General features: G+C 65.8%; 20 protein-coding genes and 1 pseudogene. 11 read left to right on the top strand and 10 right to left on the bottom strand.

Going from position 1 to position 20,718, the window contains the following annotated elements; genetic code table 11:
- Positions 1–3: 3 nt before the first annotated feature.
- Both RD110_RS22570 and RD110_RS22565 read left to right on the top strand, forming a co-directional pair.
- The gene (locus RD110_RS22570; protein WP_076202158.1) at positions 4–825 is read left to right on the top strand and encodes an ABC transporter permease; all 822 of its coding nucleotides are present in this window, start codon (positions 4–6) and stop codon (positions 823–825) included.
- Positions 776–1,324: a TIGR00725 family protein gene (locus tag RD110_RS22565; RefSeq protein WP_076202157.1), complete on the top strand. Its 549-nt coding sequence runs from the start codon at positions 776–778 to the stop codon at positions 1,322–1,324. The genes RD110_RS22570 and RD110_RS22565 overlap by 50 nt, the downstream gene beginning before the upstream one ends.
- Positions 1,325–1,336: 12 nt before the next feature.
- Here RD110_RS22565 and RD110_RS22560 read toward each other — a convergent pair whose 3' ends face one another.
- Positions 1,337–1,543, bottom strand: a complete 207-nt coding sequence (locus RD110_RS22560; protein ID WP_076202155.1) for a YgaP family membrane protein — start codon at positions 1,541–1,543, stop codon at positions 1,337–1,339.
- Between the two features lie 28 nt (positions 1,544–1,571).
- On the bottom strand, positions 1,572–1,982 hold the full coding sequence (locus tag RD110_RS22555; protein ID WP_157900304.1) for a hypothetical protein: 411 nt from the start codon (positions 1,980–1,982) through the stop codon (positions 1,572–1,574).
- A 187-nt stretch (positions 1,983–2,169) separates the two neighbouring features.
- Between RD110_RS22555 and RD110_RS22550 the strand changes: the two genes are divergently transcribed.
- Complete coding sequence (locus RD110_RS22550; protein WP_076202152.1) at positions 2,170–2,988, top strand: universal stress protein; 819 nt, start codon at positions 2,170–2,172, stop codon at positions 2,986–2,988.
- 62 nt (positions 2,989–3,050) lie between these two features.
- Here the strand turns inward: RD110_RS22550 and RD110_RS22545 are convergent, their stop codons facing one another.
- Positions 3,051–3,536: a Rossmann-fold NAD(P)-binding domain-containing protein gene (locus tag RD110_RS22545; protein WP_157900303.1), complete on the bottom strand. Its 486-nt coding sequence runs from the start codon at positions 3,534–3,536 to the stop codon at positions 3,051–3,053.
- Positions 3,537–3,768: 232 nt separating this feature from the next.
- On the opposite strand from RD110_RS22545, the gene RD110_RS22540 reads away from it, so the two are divergent.
- Positions 3,769–4,572 carry a Crp/Fnr family transcriptional regulator gene (locus tag RD110_RS22540; protein WP_083686473.1) on the top strand — a complete coding sequence of 268 codons (804 nt, stop codon included), beginning with the start codon at positions 3,769–3,771 and terminating at the stop codon, positions 4,570–4,572.
- 95 nt (positions 4,573–4,667) lie between these two features.
- Here RD110_RS22540 and RD110_RS22535 read toward each other — a convergent pair whose 3' ends face one another.
- Both RD110_RS22535 and RD110_RS22530 read right to left on the bottom strand, forming a co-directional pair.
- Positions 4,668–6,758 (bottom strand): ATP-binding protein, encoded by a 2,091-nt coding sequence (locus RD110_RS22535; RefSeq protein ID WP_239467100.1) that lies wholly within the window; start codon positions 6,756–6,758, stop codon positions 4,668–4,670.
- Between the two features lie 2 nt (positions 6,759–6,760).
- Entirely contained in the window at positions 6,761–7,495 is a 735-nt protein-coding gene (locus RD110_RS22530; RefSeq protein ID WP_076202147.1) for a winged helix-turn-helix domain-containing protein, read from the bottom strand.
- Positions 7,496–7,665: 170 nt separating this feature from the next.
- Here RD110_RS22530 and RD110_RS22525 point away from each other — a divergent pair, with 170 nt between their 5' ends.
- The 4 genes from RD110_RS22525 to RD110_RS22510 all read left to right on the top strand — a co-directional run bounded on the left by RD110_RS22525 (position 7,666) and on the right by RD110_RS22510 (position 11,545).
- A complete protein-coding gene (locus RD110_RS22525; protein ID WP_076202146.1) occupies positions 7,666–9,999 on the top strand; it encodes an FAD-dependent oxidoreductase in 2,334 nt (777 codons plus the stop codon).
- 110 nt (positions 10,000–10,109) lie between these two features.
- A complete protein-coding gene (locus tag RD110_RS22520; protein WP_157900302.1) occupies positions 10,110–10,643 on the top strand; it encodes a phasin family protein in 534 nt (177 codons plus the stop codon).
- A gap of 101 nt (positions 10,644–10,744) precedes the next feature.
- Positions 10,745–11,173 (top strand): hypothetical protein, encoded by a 429-nt coding sequence (locus RD110_RS22515; RefSeq protein WP_076202142.1) that lies wholly within the window; start codon positions 10,745–10,747, stop codon positions 11,171–11,173.
- 108 nt (positions 11,174–11,281) lie between these two features.
- Positions 11,282–11,545, top strand: a complete 264-nt coding sequence (locus RD110_RS22510) for a hypothetical protein (RefSeq protein WP_076205484.1) — start codon at positions 11,282–11,284, stop codon at positions 11,543–11,545.
- Between the two features lie 59 nt (positions 11,546–11,604).
- Here RD110_RS22510 and RD110_RS22505 read toward each other — a convergent pair whose 3' ends face one another.
- From RD110_RS22505 to RD110_RS22495, 3 genes are all read right to left on the bottom strand, one after another.
- Positions 11,605–12,267: a phosphoribosyltransferase gene (locus tag RD110_RS22505; RefSeq protein ID WP_076202141.1), complete on the bottom strand. Its 663-nt coding sequence runs from the start codon at positions 12,265–12,267 to the stop codon at positions 11,605–11,607.
- Positions 12,268–12,387: 120 nt separating this feature from the next.
- Entirely contained in the window at positions 12,388–14,307 is a 1,920-nt protein-coding gene (locus RD110_RS22500) for an acyltransferase family protein (RefSeq protein ID WP_157900301.1), read from the bottom strand.
- A gap of 17 nt (positions 14,308–14,324) precedes the next feature.
- On the bottom strand, positions 14,325–15,014 hold the full coding sequence (locus tag RD110_RS22495; protein WP_076202139.1) for a PEP-CTERM sorting domain-containing protein: 690 nt from the start codon (positions 15,012–15,014) through the stop codon (positions 14,325–14,327).
- Between the two features lie 196 nt (positions 15,015–15,210).
- Between RD110_RS22495 and RD110_RS22490 the strand changes: the two genes are divergently transcribed.
- The 3 genes and pseudogenes from RD110_RS22490 to RD110_RS28695 all read left to right on the top strand — a co-directional run.
- Positions 15,211–15,672 carry a GAF domain-containing protein gene (locus RD110_RS22490; protein WP_076202138.1) on the top strand — a complete coding sequence of 154 codons (462 nt, stop codon included), beginning with the start codon at positions 15,211–15,213 and terminating at the stop codon, positions 15,670–15,672.
- Positions 15,673–15,832: 160 nt separating this feature from the next.
- The gene (locus RD110_RS22485; RefSeq protein WP_157900300.1) at positions 15,833–16,810 is read left to right on the top strand and encodes a Bug family tripartite tricarboxylate transporter substrate binding protein; all 978 of its coding nucleotides are present in this window, start codon (positions 15,833–15,835) and stop codon (positions 16,808–16,810) included.
- An 89-nt stretch (positions 16,811–16,899) separates the two neighbouring features.
- Positions 16,900–17,838 (top strand): annotated as a pseudogene (locus RD110_RS28695) (NAD/NADP octopine/nopaline dehydrogenase family protein); the annotation flags it as partial.
- 68 nt (positions 17,839–17,906) lie between these two features.
- Here the strand turns inward: RD110_RS28695 and RD110_RS22475 are convergent.
- Together RD110_RS22475 and RD110_RS22470 are read right to left on the bottom strand one after the other, a co-directional pair.
- Positions 17,907–18,923, bottom strand: coding sequence for a LysR family transcriptional regulator (locus RD110_RS22475; protein WP_076202134.1), 1,017 nt, complete (start codon positions 18,921–18,923; stop codon positions 17,907–17,909).
- Positions 18,924–19,004: 81 nt separating this feature from the next.
- Positions 19,005–20,621 carry an FAD-binding oxidoreductase gene (locus RD110_RS22470; protein WP_076202133.1) on the bottom strand — a complete coding sequence of 539 codons (1,617 nt, stop codon included), beginning with the start codon at positions 20,619–20,621 and terminating at the stop codon, positions 19,005–19,007.
- Between the last annotated feature and the right edge of the window lie 97 nt (positions 20,622–20,718).

Below are 20,718 nucleotides of genomic sequence, written 5' to 3'. Positions count from 1 at the left end.
GCCATGCGGCGTTTCGGGGCCTGGCCGGCCTGGCTCTTCATGGCGCTGTTCTTCGCGGCACCGCTGGCGGCGTTGCTGCCCGAAGCCTTTGCGGATGGCGGCAGCGCGTTCGCGCGGCTGTTCGGCCAGCCGCTGTTTCTTGGTGCGCTGCGCAACACCTTGCTGCTCGGTGTGGCCGCTGGCACCGTGTCGGCCGCCGTGGGCACCTGCATTGCGATCGAGCTTGCGCGGCAGCCGGCCCACCGCCGCCAGTGGATGATGACGCTGCTCGGGCTACCGCTGGCCTTCTCGGGACTGGTGATCGCCTACGGGTTCATCCTTGCGTTCGGACGCGCCGGCTTCGTGACGCAACTGCTCGCGGGTCTCGGCGCCGACCCGGCCGTGGTCGGCAGCTGGATCTACAGCGTGACAGGCCTGGGTCTTGCCTATGCCTACTACCTGATCCCGCGCGTGGCGCTGTCGCTGTACCCGGTGTTCGCCAACCTGGACCTGCGCCCGGCACTGGCGGCGCGCACGCTGGGGGCGTCGCGCGCCCGCGCCTTCTGGGACACCGTCGTGCCCGAGGTGGCGCCGTCCGTTCTGGCCAGCGCCTGCGTCGTGGCCGCCCTGGCCATGGGCACCTACGGCACGGCGCTGGCCCTGGTCGGCACGCAGCTGAACATCCTCCCGCTGATGCTGCTCTCGCAGGTCAGCGACGGGGGATCGGATTTTCCGCTGGCAGCGGCGCTCTCGCTGGTGCTGATGGTGGTATGTGTGATCGTGATGGGAGTGGGAGATGTCGTCACACGAAAGCGTGAACGCCGTGCCGTCGGCGCCGGTCATTGAGGCGCTCGCGCGGCTGGCGCAGCGGCAGGAGGGAAGCCATCGGCACCGCCAGCCGGTCGCCGTGATCGGGCCCGGGGATGGCGGACCGCGCGAGTGCGAGGCGGCCGAGTTCGTTGCCCGCCACCTCGCCGGGGCCGGCATGGCCATCGTCTGCGGGGGGCGGGGCGGTGTGATGGCGGCGGCGGCCCGCGGCGCAACCGGGGCCGGCGGCATCGCCATCGGCATCCTGCCGGAGGAGGACGACCGCAACGCCAACGAATGGCTCAGCGTGGCCGTGCCGACCGGCATGGGCGAACTGCGCAACGCGATCGTCGCGCGCAGCGGTGTCTGCCTGGTGGCCATCGGCGGCAACATGGGCACGCTGTCCGAGATGGCGATGGGCCTGAAATGGGGCAAGCCTGTTTTCGTGCTGCACGGCGACGTGGCGCTGCCCGGCGCGGTGGCAGCCGCGGACGCGGAAGATCTGCTGGCGAAGGTGGTCGACTGCCTGCTGACCTAGCCGGTGGCAGGCTCAATGGCGCGCATCTGCGCGGGTGCTCCAGCCGAACAGGCGGTATGCGGGACAACTGCCGGCAATCGCAGTCAACAGCGGCAGCACGCCGACATAGCCCCAGGCGCCGATGCTGCCGAATGCGGCCAGGCCGATGAGCACGACACCGAGGCCGATGCGTGCGAGCCTGTCGAGCAGGCCGAGGTTCTGGGCGAGCAAGTGCGTCATGGTTTTCCTTCGTAGAAGCAGGGACGCTTCAACTTTCAGACGCGGCGGGCCAGTACAGGACGAGTTCGCGGGCGCCGTGTCGGACGTCCACCACGCGGCTTTGGCTCAGCCCACCGTAGGTCGCGGTGACGTGGTACACGCCAGGCTCCATGGCCACATAGAAGAGCGGGCCGCAGTCCTCGAAACGTAGCTGGCCGCCGTTCTGTCCGCGCTCGATGACGACGCTCACACCCGTGATGTAGGCACCGCTGCGCGTCTCTGCGAAGCTCATGCGCAGCCGATACTGGTGGCGCGCCGCGGCCATTTCCTGCCGGCTCTCGTCGCCGATGCCACCGTTCTGGAACGGGACCGCCTGGCCCGCGTGCGCCGCAAGTGGCGGCGCGATACAGAACGCAACACACAAGGCCGCCGTCGCTGCGGCGCGTGAACAGGTCTTCATGGCCATCTCCTTCGAACAAGCCCACTCTAGGCGCCACGGCGCAAGCCGCCTTGTCCTGGATCAACCCGCTTCCTGATCGGTCGTGCCGATTGCTGCACGAGGCCTTCGCTCATTGACGTGGCGCAAGCCGTGCGCAGGGCCGTCGGCTAACTTGGTGTCCCGCGTCCGCCATCCATCGGAGGTTCCCATGAAAACCCTTGCCTCGATCCTTGTTCACCTGGACTCGTCCTCGCACGCCGCCAAGCGGATGCAGGTCGCGCGCCAATTGGCCGATGCCTTCGATGCCGAAACCACCGTGCAATACGCGGTGGTTTCGGCTCTGCAGCAATACGCTGCTTCGCTTCGGGGCGGAGGACAGGCCGTGCCGATCATGGAGGAGCTCGACCGCGCGCGTCGCGCCAAGGCCCACCGCATCTTCGAGGCACATGCCGCCGGTGCGCCACGGCTGAGCTGGGGCGAGCAGCTGCCTTCGGCGCCGGATGGTTTCATGCAGCGGGCGTTCTACGCGGACTTGCTTGTGCTGGGGCAGCGGGATCCGGACGACACGCAAGGCGAAGACGTGCCCACCGACTTCGTGCCGGACGTCATGGCGGCCACCGGCAAGCCGACGCTGCTCGTGCCCCACGCCGGCCCGGCCACCGAGGTCGGTGGTACGGTGCTGATCGCGTGGAAGGAAAACCGCGAGGCGGCCCGCGCTGTCAGCGCGGCGCTGCCCTGGCTCATGCGGGCGAAGCGGGTGCATGCGCTGGCCTACGGCGACGATGCGGAATTCGCGCTCGTCCGGCTCGCGGGCTACCTGAAGCATCATGGCATCGACCCGGTCCTGCATGCCGACCGGGACACCGGCGATGTCGGTGAACGCCTGCTGTCGCGTGCCGCCGACCTGAACGGCCAGCTTCTCGTCATGGGTTGCTACCACCACAGCCGGTTGCGTGAACTGCTGCTCGGTGGATCCACCCGCACGCTGCTGGAACGCATGACCCTGCCGGTGCTGATGGCGCACTGAGCGTGTGGTCGGGCCGCCTGCCCTGGGCGTCTTGCGCCAGGTACCGCCTGGCTTGGGAGCGCTCATCCGATCCGTTCGAGCAGCACCGCCTGGATCAGCCAGATCCATTTCTCCTCGTCGCTGCCTTCGCCACCCATGGCTGTGACGGCCTCCGCCAGCGGGTGCGCTGGCGTGGCCAGGCCCGCGAACACCGGCACACCCGACTTCGCCGCGATGCGGCCGACAAGCGACGGCGCGATGCCCTGGCACTCGATTCCGCTATAGAGGCGAGCCAAGACCCCGGCGAGCCGGTCGATGTCGGCCGGAAGGCTGCTGTCTGTGAGCGCCGGGGTGACCTGCGACACATGGGCGCCGAGGGCTTCTGCAGCGCGGCAGAACCGCTCGGCGCTGGCCTTGTCGACTTCCCGGGTCAGCAAGCCCAGGTGGCTCCCGCGCAGCGCGAGCCTGCGCACCGAGCGAGCCGGTGCATTGCGCAGACCACGCGCGCTGGCCAGCAGCCTCGAGAGGCTGGGCAGGCCATGGAGATCGATATGGGGACGGGCACACATCATGAAGCGGAGGTGTCGGTGGGCATGCAGCGTTCGGTTCGAATCTTGGAAGCGGCTGCGGGCTGAGGTTTGATGTGCATCAAGCGCCGGTCAACTGTGGCTGACGGCTGCCGTGGTGTGCTGTTACCGACGGTTCACACAACGGCACGCGGCGTTTCAGACGGTTTTCATGCATGCCGCAGGCTGACCCTAACCTCAATCCAAACCATCACCATTCACTTCGGAGCCTTCCATGTTCATCCAAACCCAACTGCACCCCGCCACAGTCCAGAACTTCCAGGTCCAGCCGCTGCGCGGCGACCCGTCGACCCGGGTCGAGCGGCCCGTGCGCCGTCGAGGGCTGGTCGAGCAGGCGCACATCGCGGATACGGCCGCGCTGCTGAATTCGGCCTTGGCACCGAGCCGACGCATCGTGCATGCGGGCGAGGCCGTCTACCAGGCGGGGATCGGCTTCACGCACCTGCATTTCGCCCACTCGGGCGCCTTCAAGGTGGTCAATCTGGCCCAGGATGGCCGGGAGCAGATCGTCGGGCTGAAGTTCCGCGGCGATTGGCTGGGCCTGGACGGCATTGCCAACGGCGTCTACGCCTGTGATGCGGTGGCGATGGACACCGGGGAGCTCTGGTCGTTCCGCTACGATGCGCTGCTGGCCGCCTGCGCGCAGCAACCGGCCCTGCTCACCGCCTTGCACCAGGCGATGGGACTGCAGATGGCCCAGAGCCGCAACTCCCTGATGTCGGTGTGCACGCTGCCGGCCGACGCGCGCGTCGCCAATTTTCTGCACGAGTGGGCGTTGGCGCTGCAGGCGCGGGGCCTGCGGACCGACCAGATCGCATTGCGACTCACGCGCGCCGAGATCGGCAACCACCTGGGCATGACGCTGGAGACCGTGAGCCGCGCACTGACGCTGCTGTCGAGGATGCAATTGATCGCGTTTCCGGTGAAGGGCCGGCGCGACATTGCCATTCCGGACATCGATGGCCTGGACGACTTCGTGCAGGACAGCCTGGCCGGGCTGGGTCCGGTGCTGCACTGAGCGTGCTGCGCCACGCGGGCAGGCAACTGGCCGACCTGACGCGGCATTTGCGCATCCGATCGAACCTGCAGCCCCGAGGGCGCCTGGGGGGATGTTCAGCGCTGGTGCAGGGCCAGTGCCAGCGCGCCTGACAACTCCTCGCGCGAGAAGGGCTTGGCCAGCAGTTCCCAGTCCGGCGGCGCTTCCTGGTTCACCTGTAGCAAATCGGTGGAAAAGGCCGACATCAGCACCACTGCCATGGAGGGGCGCAAGCCTTGCGCCTTGGCCGCCAGCGCGGTGCCGCGCATGCCCCTGCCCAATGCCACGTCGGTCAGCAGCAGGTCGACGGTACCCAGGCGGGGCAGGGCATCGAGTGCGGCCTCGCCGCTATTGAAAGCATGCACTTTGCAGCCGATGTCATGAAGGAGGCGGACCGTCGTGGCCTGCACGTCGTGATCGTCCTCCACCAGCAGGACGTGCAAGCCGACGGGCAATGCCTCGGATGGCGGTGCAGGTTCCGCGCAGGCCTGCCGTGCCGCGGCGCAAGGCATGTACAGCCGGACCGTGGTGCCCCGCCCGGATTCGCTGTCGATGCGTACCGTGCCGTGGGACTGCTTGACGAAGCCGAACACCGTGCTCAGGCCCAGGCCGGTGCCACGGCCCTGCGGTTTGGTGGTGAAGAACGGCTCGAAAGCGCGTTCCTTCACCTGGGGCGGCATGCCGCAGCCGTCGTCCGTAACGGCGATGGTCACGAAACCTTCGGTCCCTCTTGCGGCGTCTTCCGTCAACTCCGTGCGCACGTCGTCTGGCAGGGCCTGGCTGCGCGTTGCCTCGAAGCGCAGCCTGCCGCCTTCGGGCATCGCGTCGCGCGCATTCACGGCGATGTTCAGCAACGCAGCTTCGAGCTCGACTTCGTCCACCTGGATCGCCGGGCATTGGGGGTCGACCCGCACGGAGATTTCGATGCGCCGGTCCAGCGTACGGCGCAGCATGTCGGCCAGCGACGAGATGAGAGCCGCCACGTTCACTGCCGTAGGCTGCAACACCTGGCGCCGCGAGAACGCCAGCAGCTTGGCGGTGAGCTCGGCGGCTCGCCGCGCGGCACGGGCTGCCGTGCCCACCAGTTCCCTGGCTTCGTCGTCGATCGAGGAAGGGGGGCGTTCTCCGAGCACTTCCAGATTGCCCTGGATCACGGTCAGGAGGTTATTGAAGTCATGGGCGATGCCGCCGGACAACTGGCCAACGCTCTCCAGGGTCTGGGCATGGCGCAGGGCGGCGTCCGCCCGAACGCGTTGCAGGTAGGTGCCGAGCAGGCTCGCCAGGGATTCGAGGTAGTGCATCTCCTCGCTGCCGAAACGCGACGGCGTGCGGGAACGCGCCGCCAGCGCGCCGATCATCCGGCCATGATCGTGCACTGGCGTGACTCCTGCGCTGGCCAGTCCCGCCCGGAGGTAGGCCTCGGGCACGTCAAAACGGGTTTCGCGGCAGTAGTCCTCGACGATCAGGTTGTGGCCACCCGCCAGAACCAGGCCTAGCGAACTCTTTTTCTCATAGGGAATGCGCATGCCGGTCTGCTGGCCCTGGATGTCGCCGACCGAACTGGCCACGCGCAGGTGCTGGTGGTCGTCCTCCAGCAGGAAGACGGCGACGTTTTCGACTTCCAGTGCCTCGGCAGCGACACCGGGCAACAGGTCGAGCACCGTCTGTGGGTCCCGCGCGTTGACCACCACATGCCCGAGTCGCGCCAGGCTTTCGCTGTACCGTGCCCGGCGCAAGGCCTGACGTACGCGTGGGTACGCGCCGATCGAACGGATCGATGCCAGCACCATGGGGCGACCGGACCGCGCCATGGGGCTGAGTGCGATCTCCACCATCACCTCCTGGCCATCTTTGCATCGCACGCAGAGTTCGCTGCGCTCCCCCATGGGTCGTGCCTGTGGCGCGCGCGCGTAGTCCTGGCGGTGCGTGGCATGCGCAGCGCGCGCATTGGCGGGCACCAGCATGTCCACGTTCATCTGCCGAAGCTCCTGTTCGGAGTAGCCGAGGAGATTGGTGGCGGCGTGGTTGGCCAGCACGATGGCGCCGTCGCCGTCCACGGCGAGCAGGGCATCCGGATTGGCCAGGAAGATGGCAGCCAGCATGGCGCTGTCGGCCTGCATGTCGCCGCCCGTGCCGGCCACCCATGGATGCGACTGATGCCGGGCCATGCTCATCCCTCGCGCGTGACGGGCGGCACGAACAGGTAGCCCGCGCCCCGGACCGATTTGATGCGTCGCGGGTGATCCGGGTCCTCCTCGATCTTCCTGCGCAACCGGCTGACCTGTACGTCGATCGTGCGGTCGAACGGCCCGCCATCGCGGCCGCGGGTATGGTCTAGCAGGAAGTCGCGGCTCAGTACACGGCCGGCGTGGCGCGCGAAGACCTGCAGCAGGTCGAATTCGCCAGAAGTCAGAGGCACTTCGCCGCCGGCCTCGTCGATCAGCCTGCGCGCGCCCGGGTCGAGCCGCCAGCCATCGAAGCACAGGGATGGTTCGGACAGCGGAGCCGGGCCGCTCGCGCCGTCGAAATCGGCCGGATGGAGCCGACGCAGCACGGCTTTGATCCGGGCGGCCATCTCGCGAAGATCGAACGGCTTGGTGATGTAGTCGTCCGCGCCAAGCTCCAGCCCGACCACGCGGTCCACGGCTTCGCCCCGGCCGGTGACGATCACCAGCCCGCAGCGCCATTGCTGGCGCAATTGCCTGGCGATGGATAGGCCGTCCTCACCCGGCAACCCCAGATCGAGCAGGACCAGGGCGGCCGGATCGCGGGACATGAGGGCGTACATTTCGGCGCCATTCTTCAGGCAACTCACACGGTACCCGTGCCCGCTGAGATAGTTCGAAACCAGCATCCGGATGTCGAGTTCATCGTCCAGGATGGCGAGGTGGATGGATTGTTTCACGGGCGTCGGGCGGGTGGGCCAGTTGTGAGGTAGCGAAAACCTTGTTTCAATTATTGCGCGGGCTTTTCACTGCGTATGCTGGACAGTCTGTAACAGATCGAATCATCGGGGCTCGGCCGAGTTTGAGGTGGCTCAAAGCTTTCGCGCGCCGCGGTCGACAAGATGCCTGCATGGACCACGCAGGCTTGCATCCGGAAGAAGGCTCAACCGCCATCGAGGCCCGAGACTGCGACTTCGTCCTGATCGGCGGCGGACTGGCCAGCGCCACGGCGGCGGAAACGCTGCGGGCCGAAGGTGCCACGGGCACCATCGCCATGGTGTGCGCCGAGCCGATCGCGCCCTACCACCGCCCCGCGCTGTCGAAGCGGTTGCTGCTGTCGGCCGAGGCGAGGCCACCGCAGCCGGTGCTGCGTCCGGAGGTCTACGAGCGGCTCGAGGTCGAGTTGCTGCTCGGCACGCGCGCGGTCCATGTCGATGCTGCGGCCAGGCAGGTTCGGCTCGACCGGGGGCCGCCGCTGCGTTACGGTCGTTTGCTCGTGGCCACGGGCGCTCATGCCGTGCGGCTGGCGGTGCCGGGCGCGGACCTGCCAGGCGTGTATTGCCTGCGTCATGCCGGAGATGCCGCCGCCATCCACGCCGCGGCCGCGCGAGCGCGGCGCGTGGTCGTCATCGGCGCCAGCTTCATCGGCATGGAGGTGTCCGCGACGCTGTGCCAGAAGGGGCTGGACGTGACCATGCTGGCGCCGCGACGAGGCCGCTTCGATGTTCTGCGGGCGCCGGGACTAGTGCGTTACTTTGCATCGCTCTATGAGCGGCACGGCGTGCGGCTGGCGATCGGCGAGGCCACCGCCCTGAGCGGGCGCACGCGCGTGGAAGGGGTGGTGCTGGGTGACGGACGGGTGCTGGGCTGCGACCTCGTGATCGTCGGCATCGGCGTGCGGCCCGATGTCGCTTTCCTGGCGGGCAGCGGCATTCCCTGCGAGGATGGCGTGCTGGTGGACGATCGCCTGCAAAGCGGGACGCAGGGCGTCTTCGCCGCGGGCGACGTGGCCAACTTCTTCGACCCGGTGTTCCAAAAGCGGCGCCGCATCGAGCATTGGGACAACGCCGTCAGGCAGGGCCGGCTGGCCGCCAAGAACATGCTGGGCCGCAACCTGCCCTATGACGAGGTCTCCACCTTCTATTGTGAAGTCTTCGACCGTGGATTTCAGTTCCTGGGCGCGGCCGAAGGCGCGACCGAACGCATCGAGATGGGCGCACTGGACAGTGGCGCATGGGCCACGCTGTTCCTGCGGGACCATATTCCGCGGGCGCTGGTCACTACTGGCCGGCCTGCGGCCGAGACCCGTGCCGCACGCGGGCTGATCCGCTATCGGACGCACATCGGCCGGTCCCGTGAAGGTGCGCATTCGGGGTCGTTCTCATTGCTGCGTGTGCCCAGCCAGACGGTGCTGATCCTGCAGGGTGGCGGCGCGCTGGGGGCCTTCGAATGCGGTGTCGTGAAGGCGCTGGAGGAAGCGCAGCTACGGGCCAACGTCGTGGCCGGGGTCTCCATCGGTGCCTTCAACGGCGCCATCATGGCTTCCCACCCGAAGGGTGCGGCCCGTGCGCTGGAGGCCTTCTGGTCGGAGGTGGCGATGAGCACCCCGAGCGTTTCCCACGAGCCGATGCGCCGTTGGCTGGCCAGCCTGCAGGCCATGTGGTGGGGTGTTCCCGCGCTGTTCCGGCCGCGTTGGCTGTCGGCGGCATGGGACGGGCAGCCGGCCATGGCGTGGACGTCGTTCTATGACTTCTCGCCCGCACGCAGCCTGCTCGAGAAATACGTGGACTTCGGGGGTCTGCGTACCAGTCCGGTGCGGCTGCTGGTGAACGCGGTCGAGGTCGAAACGGCCGAGCTGCGGCTGTTCGACAGCTATGTGGACGATATCGGCGTGGACCACATCCTCGCCAGCGGCAGCCTGCCGCCGGGCCTGCCCTGGACCCGCATCGGCGAGCGCCACTACTGGGACGGCGGCATCGTCAGCAACTCGCCGCTGGAACAGGTTGTCGAGCGCTGTGGCGTGGCCGGCAAGCGGGTGGTGGTGGTCGATCTCTTCAGCAGTCAGCGCGAGCTGCCCAAGACGATGGCCGACGTGTGGAGCCGGCGCGACGAAATCATCTATGCGGAGCGTATCCGCCGCACTGGTTCCGAGGATGCCGTGCTCGGTGAATTCCGCAAGCTGGTAGAGGAGTGCCTGTCGCAGATGGAGCCGATGGCCGCCGATCAATTGCGCCAGCGGCCGCGGTACGTCGACTTGATGGGTGACGACCCGCATGTGGACATCACCCGCATCGTGCGCGAGGCATCGCCCGACGAGACGGCATCGCGTGATTTCGATTTTTCGAGCACGACGTTGCGCCTGCACCGATTGGAGGGCTACCGGGCCGGGCTGCTCGCCCTGCAACGTGCCGACCTGGCCAGGAATTTGGCATCGCCACTTTCCTGGAGGCCGGGCTTGACTTAGCGCAACGCAGTCGCCGGTTCACTGCCTAGACTTTGTGAAGGCTGACCCGACACGAGCGATCCAGTGAAGCGTGACGCACGACCGCTGCCACCAGAACCCAAGGAGTTCCCATGGAAAACAACGCACATGCTCAGCGAACCGCACGGCGAATGGCGCGATCCGACGAGGCCGAGATCGAGGACGTCGAGGATGTGACGGCCGCCGAATCCGCGGATCTCCAGACGCATCACCTGATGCTTTACTTCCTGGAGCAGATGCGGCGCGTGCAGTCCGACCTCTGCCGGCAATGGGTTGAGGAGGTGGCCGAGGCGGAACGCGGGCTGGTCCTCAGCCGCCATCCGAAGGATTGGCTGGACATCCAGCGCGAGCTGGTGACGAAGGGCATCGTGCAGACCTTGAGTGGGCAGGCAGAGATGGCGAATGCCTGGGCGGAAATGCAGTCCGCCATTGCGAAGGCCATTCGTGCGAACGGCAAAAGTGCGTCGAAATTGTGTGCGATGCCCTTTTTCGACGGCGGTGCCAGGCGCGTTACCACGCCTGCCATGGCCCCCTGGCTGGACCGCTCGCTGACCACGTGGCAGGCGGTGGCCAAGGCCTGGGTGGCCGCGGTCATGCCGGCAACGGAGCCTCGCGGGCGCAAGTAGGGAGGGGCTGCACGTCACTGGCTTGTTGCTTCGATGGATGCGATGGGCCGATCCTGCGGCGGCGCGAATGACGGAACAAAAGAAAGAACAGGTGAGTTCGAATGGAAGACAGCATCCAGATCCACATGTCGAGTACGCGAGCACCGGTTGGCATCGAAACGGTGGCAAGGGAAGAGGCGGCCAAGCTGCTGAGTGCGGTCCGGTGCGCCATGACCTGCCGGGTTTTCATCGGGCCGGAGAAAGGACAACCCTCCACGCCGCAGCACGACCGGCAGGTTCGTCTGGTCGTGCGGCTGCCTGGTCGTGAACTGCAGGTGCGCGCCGCCGAGTCACCCGATGCACGCACCTCGGTGCGGCAGGTCTTCAGCCGGGCCCGGCGGCAACTGGAAGACAGCATGCGGCCCGTGCGGAGCCTGAACGAAGGCCCAGACGCGGGCGTGCGCGAACATCCGATGTCCTGGCCGGGCCAGGCGCCGGCCCGAGCCGCCCTGCGTTCGGCTGTTGTGCCAATCCATGAAAACAACGTTTGAGAGATGGCAGCCATGGCATTCGACGAGGATTCAGTGGCCATGTTCCAGCGGTGGGCTGGCCGCATGAGGCGAAGCGCCCGGGATGCTGAAACATCGCGGTGTTGTTGCATGGATGCTGCGCAAACTTCCGGCACGTCTGATTTCCTGGCTTTCCCGCCTCAGGTGCGTGCACGCCTCATCCGAGTCGGTGCCCTGTCGCGCAATGCCGCCGACCAGGAGGTTTTGCGAGGGTTGACCGTCGAGGAGTCCGAATTCCTGGCAGGCTGGCACGACACGGGCCTGCGAGGACGCCGAGACGATGAATTCCGTCGCTTCTATGCGCTTTGGCGCAAGCACGAGGAAGCGCGGCTTCAGGAGGCATCGCCGACCTAGGCCACGGGAAGGTGCGGCCGTCGCTGCGGTTGCCGATCGGTCGGCGCGAAAATCGTCCATCAGGCGCCACGCGCATCCTTGCGCGCGGCAGCGGCCGTATTCCTCGCGTTGAGCAAAGCCGCCACCTGGGCATCTTCCACCTGCGGGAATGCGCGGTAGAACTGACCCACAGCACGGAGATTAGCCGACGCCTGGAGGCAGACCGTTTCGTCCGCGAGGACCCGAACCTGCGCAAGAGCGTGTGGGGAGACCACGGGGACCGCGCATACCAGCCGGGCGGGCTTGCGTTCTCGCACGGTATGCAGGGCCGCGATCATCGTGGCGCCCGTGGCCAGGCCGTCGTCCACCACGATCACGGTTCGGCCGGTGGCTTCCACGGGCGGGCGCCCCGGCGTGTAAAGCGCGCGGCGACGGCGTATTTCGCGCAACTGCCCCCGCGTCTCTGCCTCGAGGTAGCCAGGCTGGGCGCCAGCGGCTTGCGCATGCGGCGCAATGTACGTCCAACCGGCCTCATCGACCGCGCCCACGGCGAATTCGGGTGCATCTGGCGCTCGAAGCTTGCGAACCATGATGACGTCCAGTTCGCCGTGCAGGCGGCGCGCCAGCACCGCGCCCATGAACACCGCTCCCCGGGGAATGGCGAGGATCAAAGGTTGTCGATCTCCGTAGTGTTGAAGCGCCTCGGCCAAGCGCTCGGCGGCGTCAAGTCGGTCGGCAAACATGGCATGGGGTCCTTCCGAGTGAGTCCTGGGTGCGGGCAGGCGATGCTGCGAAAACTGGCCTTCCATTGTTCGTCGCACGGCGTGTGCCTGGATTGAGATGGCGCAAGGCGGTGGCCTGCGTCAGCGTAAGGCGGTGAACGCATCGCGCAAGATGGGATATGAAAGCCGGGCGGCTTCCGCCGAAGGATGAGACCAACCGTCCCGGTACAGGACTTCGCCCGATTTCCCTTCGTAGTTGCAAGTCGCGGAAGGGCAGAACACGTCCAGAAGATCCACGATGACAATTTGAGATCCCAGCGATTTCAATGCAATATCCAGTGGCCTTCTTCGTTGAAGGGTGTCTTCCTTCCCATAGAAGTTGCACGGTCTCCCAAAAGGAGAGAACCACTGAGCCAGGGCGATCGCCGGCTCGCACTGCGCCTCTCTGGCGAATGGGTTGCCGTGCAACACAGCGAGCTTCACTCTGCGCCTGCCCAGTTGCTGAGCCATTCCAGACAGTTCACTGCGGTACCTGCCAATCAGATCGCGGGATTCCAGGCTGGCCTTGCTTGGGGAAAAATCATGCAGGTCGCTCATCAGAAATACCCAGTCGCCGCTCTTGAGGGATGAGGCAAGCTCGGGGTAGATCTTGTCCCAGTAGTAGGTGTTGACCGCGCTCCATTCGCTCTTGTTGGGCATGTTGGGCGTGGCTGAGGCACCCCATGAGGAGGTCAGGGTGATGGTGAATCTGTCATTGCGTGCCAGTTCCTCGAGCCCATGGAGAAAGGCGGCAGAGAACGAATTACCAAAAACAATGATGCGTCTGGGGTTCGGAGAAGCGCCGAACGAACACGCCTGCGGATCGATCGTCTTGCCGACGTCCCGGTTGCTCTGCAGGACACATTTTTCTCCCGCCCAGGCAAGGCCGTCGATGGCGGTGTACGGTCTAGCCAGGCTTTCTGCGCCGCGCTCGGCAAGGGCGGGGCGAATGCCGAGATAGAGGCCGTCTGCGATCGGTTTGAGTCCTGCATGCAGAAGGACGGCCGTGATGGAAAGCGCTCCGAGCCCGTAGGACAAGGTTCGAAATTCGGTGGGTCCCCAGCGCGAAAGGCGAAACGGCTGCTCCACATGGCGAAAGCTCATCTCTGCGAACAGTATCACCGTGAGCAACACCGCCAGGGAAGCCAATGGTCCCGCGCCGATGGTCCATTTGCCGACGACCAGCAACGGCCAATGCCAAAGATAAAGGGAGTATGAGACCCTTCCCAGATGCACGGCGACCTTTCCCGAAAGAGCGTCGTACACGTAATGGTCCCGTCGCTCTTGATGAATCATCGCCGCTGTGAAAAGTACCGCCATCGGTATGGACACGGAAAACCATGTGGCGGGTAGCAAACATGTCGAGAACAGACCGGCCATCGCCACAGCGGGCGCGTTGCGGAACCGCCTGCCAGGCCTGGATCGGCTGCGCCGCGTGCCGAGTGCGAGCATTGCGCCGCTGGCCAACTCCCAGAATCTGGTCGGCATGAGGTAGTAGGCGGCCATGGGTTTTAGCTGCGAGTAGACCAGGAATGAGACCACGGAGAGCGTGCATGTGGCAGCCAGGAAGTACGTCAGCAGCCTCGGGCGATGGCCCAGTTTGACAAGGCCAATCCATAGGATCACCGGGAAAACGAAATAGAACTGTTCCTCAACACCCAGCGACCAGGTGTGCGTGAAGGGATTGAGTTGGGTGGCGCCCGAAAAGTAATCGTTGGCCTGGGCCCACAGAAAGATGTTAGATGCGCCGAACAGCGCGGTCCAGCCCGTATTGATGGATCTGTGTGCGTCTGGATTGAAGAGGCTGATCGCCACGCTCGACAGCACCACCATCAGGCACAGTGCGGGAAACAGCCGCTTGATGCGATGCGCGTAGAAGCCGAGACAAAACTCGGCAAAGCGGAGGTGTTGTTTGGACGCCAGATTCAGCGTGATCACGTAGCCGGAGATCACGAAGAAAACATCTACCCCGATGAATCCACTCGGCATCCAATCGGCGTGGAAGTGATTCAGGATCACCATGGACACCGCCAAGGCCCTCAGCCCATCGATGTATGCCTTGTGAATGGGCTCGCGCGGTGCTGCGGATTCCTGAGTTGGAGAACATGCACCACCGACCTGCGGGGGGGGATGGGGCACTTGACGACGCGCCGACGCCGGCTGATCAGGCCGACGAAGGCCAACGCCGAGAGGGTCAACAAGGCGCTGCTTGGCTCAGGGACTGAAGCGCGTGCGGTGATGCCGAGCACGGCGGGCGGAAGTCCGAGAGCGTTGCCCTTGTCAACGATGGCGAAGAGTTCGCCCGGCAGGATATCCCCGCCGGAAAAGTCGAAATTCCATGTGTAGATCCCGGCATTCTGCGAGGGGACCACGTTGTCGGAGACTTGACTGAAGATGTCGCTCGATGGCTGGGAGGGGCCGAATACCTGCCCACCGTTGCATGCGTTGAGATCGGTCTGTACGCAGGTGATGGTCACATGGAAGTCGTCCAGCGTGAAGCCGGTGGCGTTCCTGAAACTGAAGAGCGGAGTTCCTGGCGACACCGATGGCACACCGAGTTCGATCGTCGTTCCCAAGGCGAAGGGATCGAGAGTGGCGATGTCGATGTGGCGTGGGGCGCTGAGCGGCGCGTCGATCTGATCGAGCGAAAAGCTCGTCCAAGACGCATGGGCTAAATGGCTCGACGTCAAAAGGAGCGCGAACAGCAGTTGCGCAAATCTGGTCATCATTTCTTTTCTCCTGGTAGATGTGGGCTTGGAAGCTGCGTGGCGCAGGACCGACTGAATTAGCAACCACGTCGGAGATACGGCACTTGCGAAATCGCAAGGATTCGAACGATGTGGGCCACAGGCTGTTGGGGCGGCACTCACCTACAATGGCCCATCTTGGACGAGGGTTGCCAGGCGCACAGGGATAGGCAATCGCATGGATCACCAATTTTTCGAACTCGAGCGGTTCAAGGACACGCTCAAGACCGGCGGCTTGAAGGCAGGCCTGGCGGCGCTGAACGACCGCGTGGCGCACCGTTACACCGCCGCGTTCCGCTTTACCGGGCAATCCATGCGGGCGGTGGAGTTCCACGACAAGGCGGCCGAACCCAAACCGGACGTGTTCGATGAAGTGCCCATCGGCGACAGCTTCTGCCAGTTTGTCATGCGCAACGGGCAGTTTCGAACCGGAAACAGCGCGTTGGACCACCGGCTGAACGGCCACGCCTACCAGGGCGTACTGCTGTCCTACCACGGCGTCCCGTTGCTGGACAATGCCGGCGAGCTCTTCGGCACTTTGTGCCATTTCGACTTCTCGGCGGAGGGGATGACCGACGACGAATTCCTTTTCTTCCAGAAGGCGGCCCGGCTGCTGCCCCCGCACCTGGTCAGGGATTGAGCCACCGCCCTCCGCACTGCGCGCAGCCTGCGGTGCCGAAGCGTGGAAGGGACGTCGCTCGACGTCTACCGGCGGTTAACAGGGCTTGAAAATTGTTCGCTATCCACCGCGGAAGCTGCGTCCTAGACTGACCGGGCTTGATGTTTCTCAGGAGTCCGGATTGAAAATTGCCCATGCATTGCTGCTCATGGCGAGCGTCGCCTGCGGTGTCGTCGCGTCCCCTGTGGTGGCGCAGCCTTCTCCCTACCCGAGCAGGCCGATCAAATTGATGGTCGCCTGGGCACCCGGTGGCGCCACGGACATCCTCGCCCGCCAGATCGGCGCGGAGATGGCGAAGCATCTGGGGCAGTCTGTCGTGGTGGACAACCGCCCCGGCGCGGTAGGCACCATCGGACAGGCCGAGGTCGCCAAGGCGGCGCCGGATGGCTACACCCTGATCCTGGCCACCAACAGCACCTACGCCATCGCGCCCCATCTGATCAAGAAGCTGCCGTATAGCCAGGATGCGCTGGCGCCCGTCTCGTTGCTGGCCGCGAGCCCGCTGATCCTGACCGTCAAGCCCGCCTCCACGGCCCGCGGGCTCGCGGACCTGCTCGACATGTCCCGTGCGAATCCGGGAAAACTCAACTTCTCCACCGGTGGAAGCGGGTCGACGAGCCACCTGGCGAGCGAGCTTTTCATGGACCTCACCAAGACCTCCATGACCCATATTCCCTACAAAGGCGGTGGCCCCGCCACGATGGCGATTGCCATGGGCGAAGTCGACGTTGGCTTCGTGGATATCGGCGTCGCCCTGCCCCTGATCGCGGGCGGCCGCCTGAAACCCCTGGCCGTGACCGGCTCGGCCCGTTCGCCCATGTTGCCGGACGTGCCCACCGTCGGGGAATCCGGCATTCCGCAGTTCGATGCGACCACCAAATTCGGCCTGTTCGCCCCGGCGGGAACGGCCAAGGAGGTGGTGGACAGGCTGTACGAGTCCGTGCGCGTGGTGCTGGCCGGGCAGGAGTTGCGTGACAAGTTGCGGCGCCAGGGCGTGGAAGTGGTCGCCAGCACGCCGGAAGAGCTCCGCAAGGACATGCTCGAAACCAGCGCGCGGTGGGGCCGCGTGATCACCGAACGCCGCATCGTCCTCGACTGACATGAAACAACCCCCACGCTCATCGCTTCGCGTATCGCTGGCCCCCGAGGGGGCGCGTCAGCGCCTTCGGGCGGCCGGGCGCCATTGACATGACCAATCCAACCACTGTGCCCGCCCGCGCTGCTGCGCCGGTCGACGTGGCCGTCATCGGGGCCGGCGCCATCGGCTGCGCAACGGCGGCGTATCTCATGGCCCGCGGACACCGCGTCCGTCTCTGGGCGCCTCGCGCATCGCACCTGGAGCCCCGCGAGGGCAAAGCCCAACTCTCCTGCGTCGGGGCCATGACCGGCAAATTCGAACTGAGCTTTCTCGCCGAACCCTCGGCGCTCGCCGACTTCGGTGTGGTCATCGTCTGTCTTCCCGGCAATGCCTACGCCGATGTCCTGGCCCCCTTGAACCGGCTCTGGCGCAATGGACAGACCCTGATCGTCAGCGGCTCGCTTTCCTTGTGTCCGTTGTGGATCCAGGAGTCTGCGCAGTCGCACGGGCAGTCCGTCCAGGTCGCGGGCTGGGGAACCACGGTGACCACGGCGCATTTCCTTTCTGCCGGGACGCTGCATGTCAACCCGCTGCGCGAGCGCATCGACCTCGCGGCCAAGGGAGCGGGCCATGCCGCCAGCGCGCTCGCGCTCTGCCAGAGGCTGCTGGGCGACCGGTTCGCACTGGCGGACAACCTGCTCGTGCCCACCCTGGCCAACATCAATCCCATCGCCCACGCCGCCGAAGTCATTCCGAACCTCACGCGCATGGACCTGGGCGAGGCCTGGCCGCTGTTCGGATGCTTCTCGCCGGTGGTGGGGCGTATCGCGGAGGCGCTGGACCGCGAGAGGCTGGCCGTGGCGCAGGCTTTTGCGTTCGAGCTGCCTTCGCTCAAGGAACACTACAGCCGTTCGTACCAGGTCCCGGTCGCTTCGCTGCACACGATGGCGGCGCTGATCCACGCCCGCGGCATGGGACCCCATGGGCCCACCCATCTGGACCACCGCTACGTGCTCGAAGATGGTCCGTTCGGCCTGGCTTTTCTGGAGGCACTCGCCGCTTTGGCGCAGGTCGAGACGCCGATGCTGTCGTCTTGCATCACGTTGCTGGCATTCGCCTACGGGCGGGATTTCCGGGACGAGAATTTCCTGATGTCCGCGCTCTCCTTGCGCACCACCGATGTTGCTTCGTTGCGCAGGCGCTGCGCCGACGCACAGAGCGCCGCCAGGTTCCCTTTGTAAGCCGCCTTGAGCCGGTAGACCAGGACGATGGGCACCGGCGGCGGTGGATCTTCCACTGCAATCTCGACGAGGCTTCCGCTTTGAAGCCGTTCCGCCACGACGCTGCTGGCGGCCAGCGTGATGCCCAGGCCCTGTTGCGCCAACTGCAGATGGGTGATGGCGTTCATCGCTTCCAGGTGCGGGATCACCTGCCGCAAGCCGTGCTGCGCGAAGACGTGGTCGAGCATCATGCGGGAGTTGGTCGGCCGCGGCGGCAGCACCCATTTCTCGCTGGCGAGATCGGCCCAGGTCCTCGTCGGGCCTTGGGGGGCCAATGCCAGGGGATGCGTGGGTGCACAGACCACGGTCCAGCTTTCGAGGCCGATCTGTTCGATCACGAAGCCGTCGGGCTTGAGTCCGCCCAGTTCGGAGGGTGAGTTCATGGTCACGAGCACATCGATCTCGCCGGCTTCGAGCTGGCGACCGATGTCCGCGAGCCGGCCTTCCACGATGCTCACGCGCGGGTTCCGGCCTTCGGCGGCCATGTCGCTGAGCAGCCTCGGGATCAGCGTCCATGCGATGAACGGGGGCGCCCCGATCTTGAGGACGTCGTTCGCACCCGGATCACTGGCTGCGATCTCGTCCGACAGCGCGGCGACTTCGTTCAGCATCACGCGTGCGCGCTGGACAATCAACGCACCGGTGGCGGTGGGCACCACCCCGCGCGGCAGGCGATGGAACATCTCCACGCCGAACAGGGACTCGATTTCATGCAGGCCCTTGCTGACGGCCGCCGTCGTGATGTGCAGCCGCTGTGCCGCCGCACGCATGTTGCCGGTGTCGGACAGCGTGCAGATCAGCTCGAACTGGCGCAGCCTGAGCGCAGCCGTCAGTCTCTGGGAGGCGTTTTTCATCCCATTCTTTCAGCAAAAATCATGCGCGAGCGATGTGCATCGCGCCATGGTGGTCCCGCTGGATGGCGGAAAGGGCGTGGGTCACGCGCCAGGCGGCTGCGCGTAGGCAATCGGCTCGCTCAGCGCGCGCTTCACCCCAGCCGGCATCGTGGCCGGCGCGGTGGTCTGGCCTTCCAACGGGGGCGGCCGTACCTCCTGCGCAAAGGTGAATGCGTGGCTCGGGTCGTACTTGGTCTTGACCGCATACAGGCCGGCCTGCGCGTCGGCCCAATAGCGTGCACCGTAGGCGGGCTCGTCCAGGCGCGGGTAGTTCTGGTAGATCTCGCCGTTCCACATCGGTGCCATGTAGTCCATCCACCCCAGCAGGAAGTTCTCTGCCGCGGGACGGTCGACCTCGTCGAGCCAGAACACGTCCAGCACCGCATTGAATGCCGCATGGCGGTGCACGAAGGCGTTGCCGTCGCGCCGATAGGCGTTGATGGCGCCACCGTAGAACTCCATGTAGAAGTAGGACCAGGTGTTCGGAGACGACACGAAGTAGTCCAGCAGGCCGCGCCACTCGGACGGGGTGAGTGGCCGGCTGACGTAGCGGGACGCCTTGTCCTCGCACGGGGGCGACGTCACCTCCGGCGGGAACCAGGGCATGCTGTACGGGACGTTCAGGAGCTCATCGTTGAGGGTGAAGAAACTGTCCATCTTGGACCACTGCAGGATCACACCCGGCAGATCACACAAGGGCTGGATCGCGGCCTGGCCGTCCGACGCGGAGCCCACATACAGCCCGCGCACCATCAGGTAGGGCTGCAGCGGCGTGTCGGACGGCAGGTTGGCCGTGGTGCCGGGCTGGAAGCACAGGGAGACCTGGATGTTCAACGCGGGGTCGAGGTTCTCGAGCATGTAGCGGGATTGGAGCGTCATCAGTGCGTCGGTCGCATTCTCGAAGTCCGGTTCGGTCTGCAGGGGCCAGATCAGCGCCCATCCGAACACGGCGCCGAGGGGAACCAGGCGATAGCGCACCGTCAGCAGCACGCCGAAGTTACCGCCGGTGCCGCCGCGCACCGCCCACCAGAGGTCGGCGTTCTCCGTTTCGCTGGCGGTGACGATCTGGCCATCGGCCAGCATCATGCGGAAGTCGATCACGTTGTCGCAGTTCATGCCATAGGTCACCGAGGTGAATCCGTATCCGCCGCCCTGCATGAAGCCGCCGATGCACACGTCCTCGCACTCGCCGCCCGGCACGTGCAGCCCGCAGGCCGCCAGGACGCTGTCGAACTTCTTGAACGGGCAGCCGGTGCCCACCGTGGCGATCGCCTGCGCCACGTCGACGGTGGCGTCATCGAGGTGGCTCACGTCGATCAAGGCACCGGCACCGGCAGAGAACCCGGCCGTGCAGTGCCCGCCCGAGCGCACCGTGAACGGTAGCTTCTGCCCGCGCGCGAGCTCCAGCGCGATGGCGACATCGCTTTCCACCTCGCAATAGATGATCACGGTGGGATAGGCATCGAACACCGGGTTGGCCAGCTTGCGGTCGCTGTCGTAGGCGGGGTCGCCGGGGAGCACGATGTAGCCCTGCAGGCGGGCCTGTGCGGCCTTCAGCCGTTCCCTGGGAACGCGGTCGAAGAGGGCGTCGTCGAGCTGGTCCCAATGCGCGAAGAAGGCGAGGTCGCGTCTGTATTTCCGGTTGAATTGAATTGGCATGTGTTTGGATCGATGAAGACGTGAGTGGTAATTCGAAGGCACCGACTGTGAAGCCTTCGGCCCCATTCAATGGCGCAAAAACTTGCCCTTTCCCGGA

It is taken from the genome of Rhodoferax koreense (assembly GCF_001955695.1).
GTDB lineage: Bacteria > Pseudomonadota > Gammaproteobacteria > Burkholderiales > Burkholderiaceae_C > Rhodoferax_B > Rhodoferax_B koreensis.
This window is presented reverse-complemented; position numbering and strand designations above follow the sequence as displayed.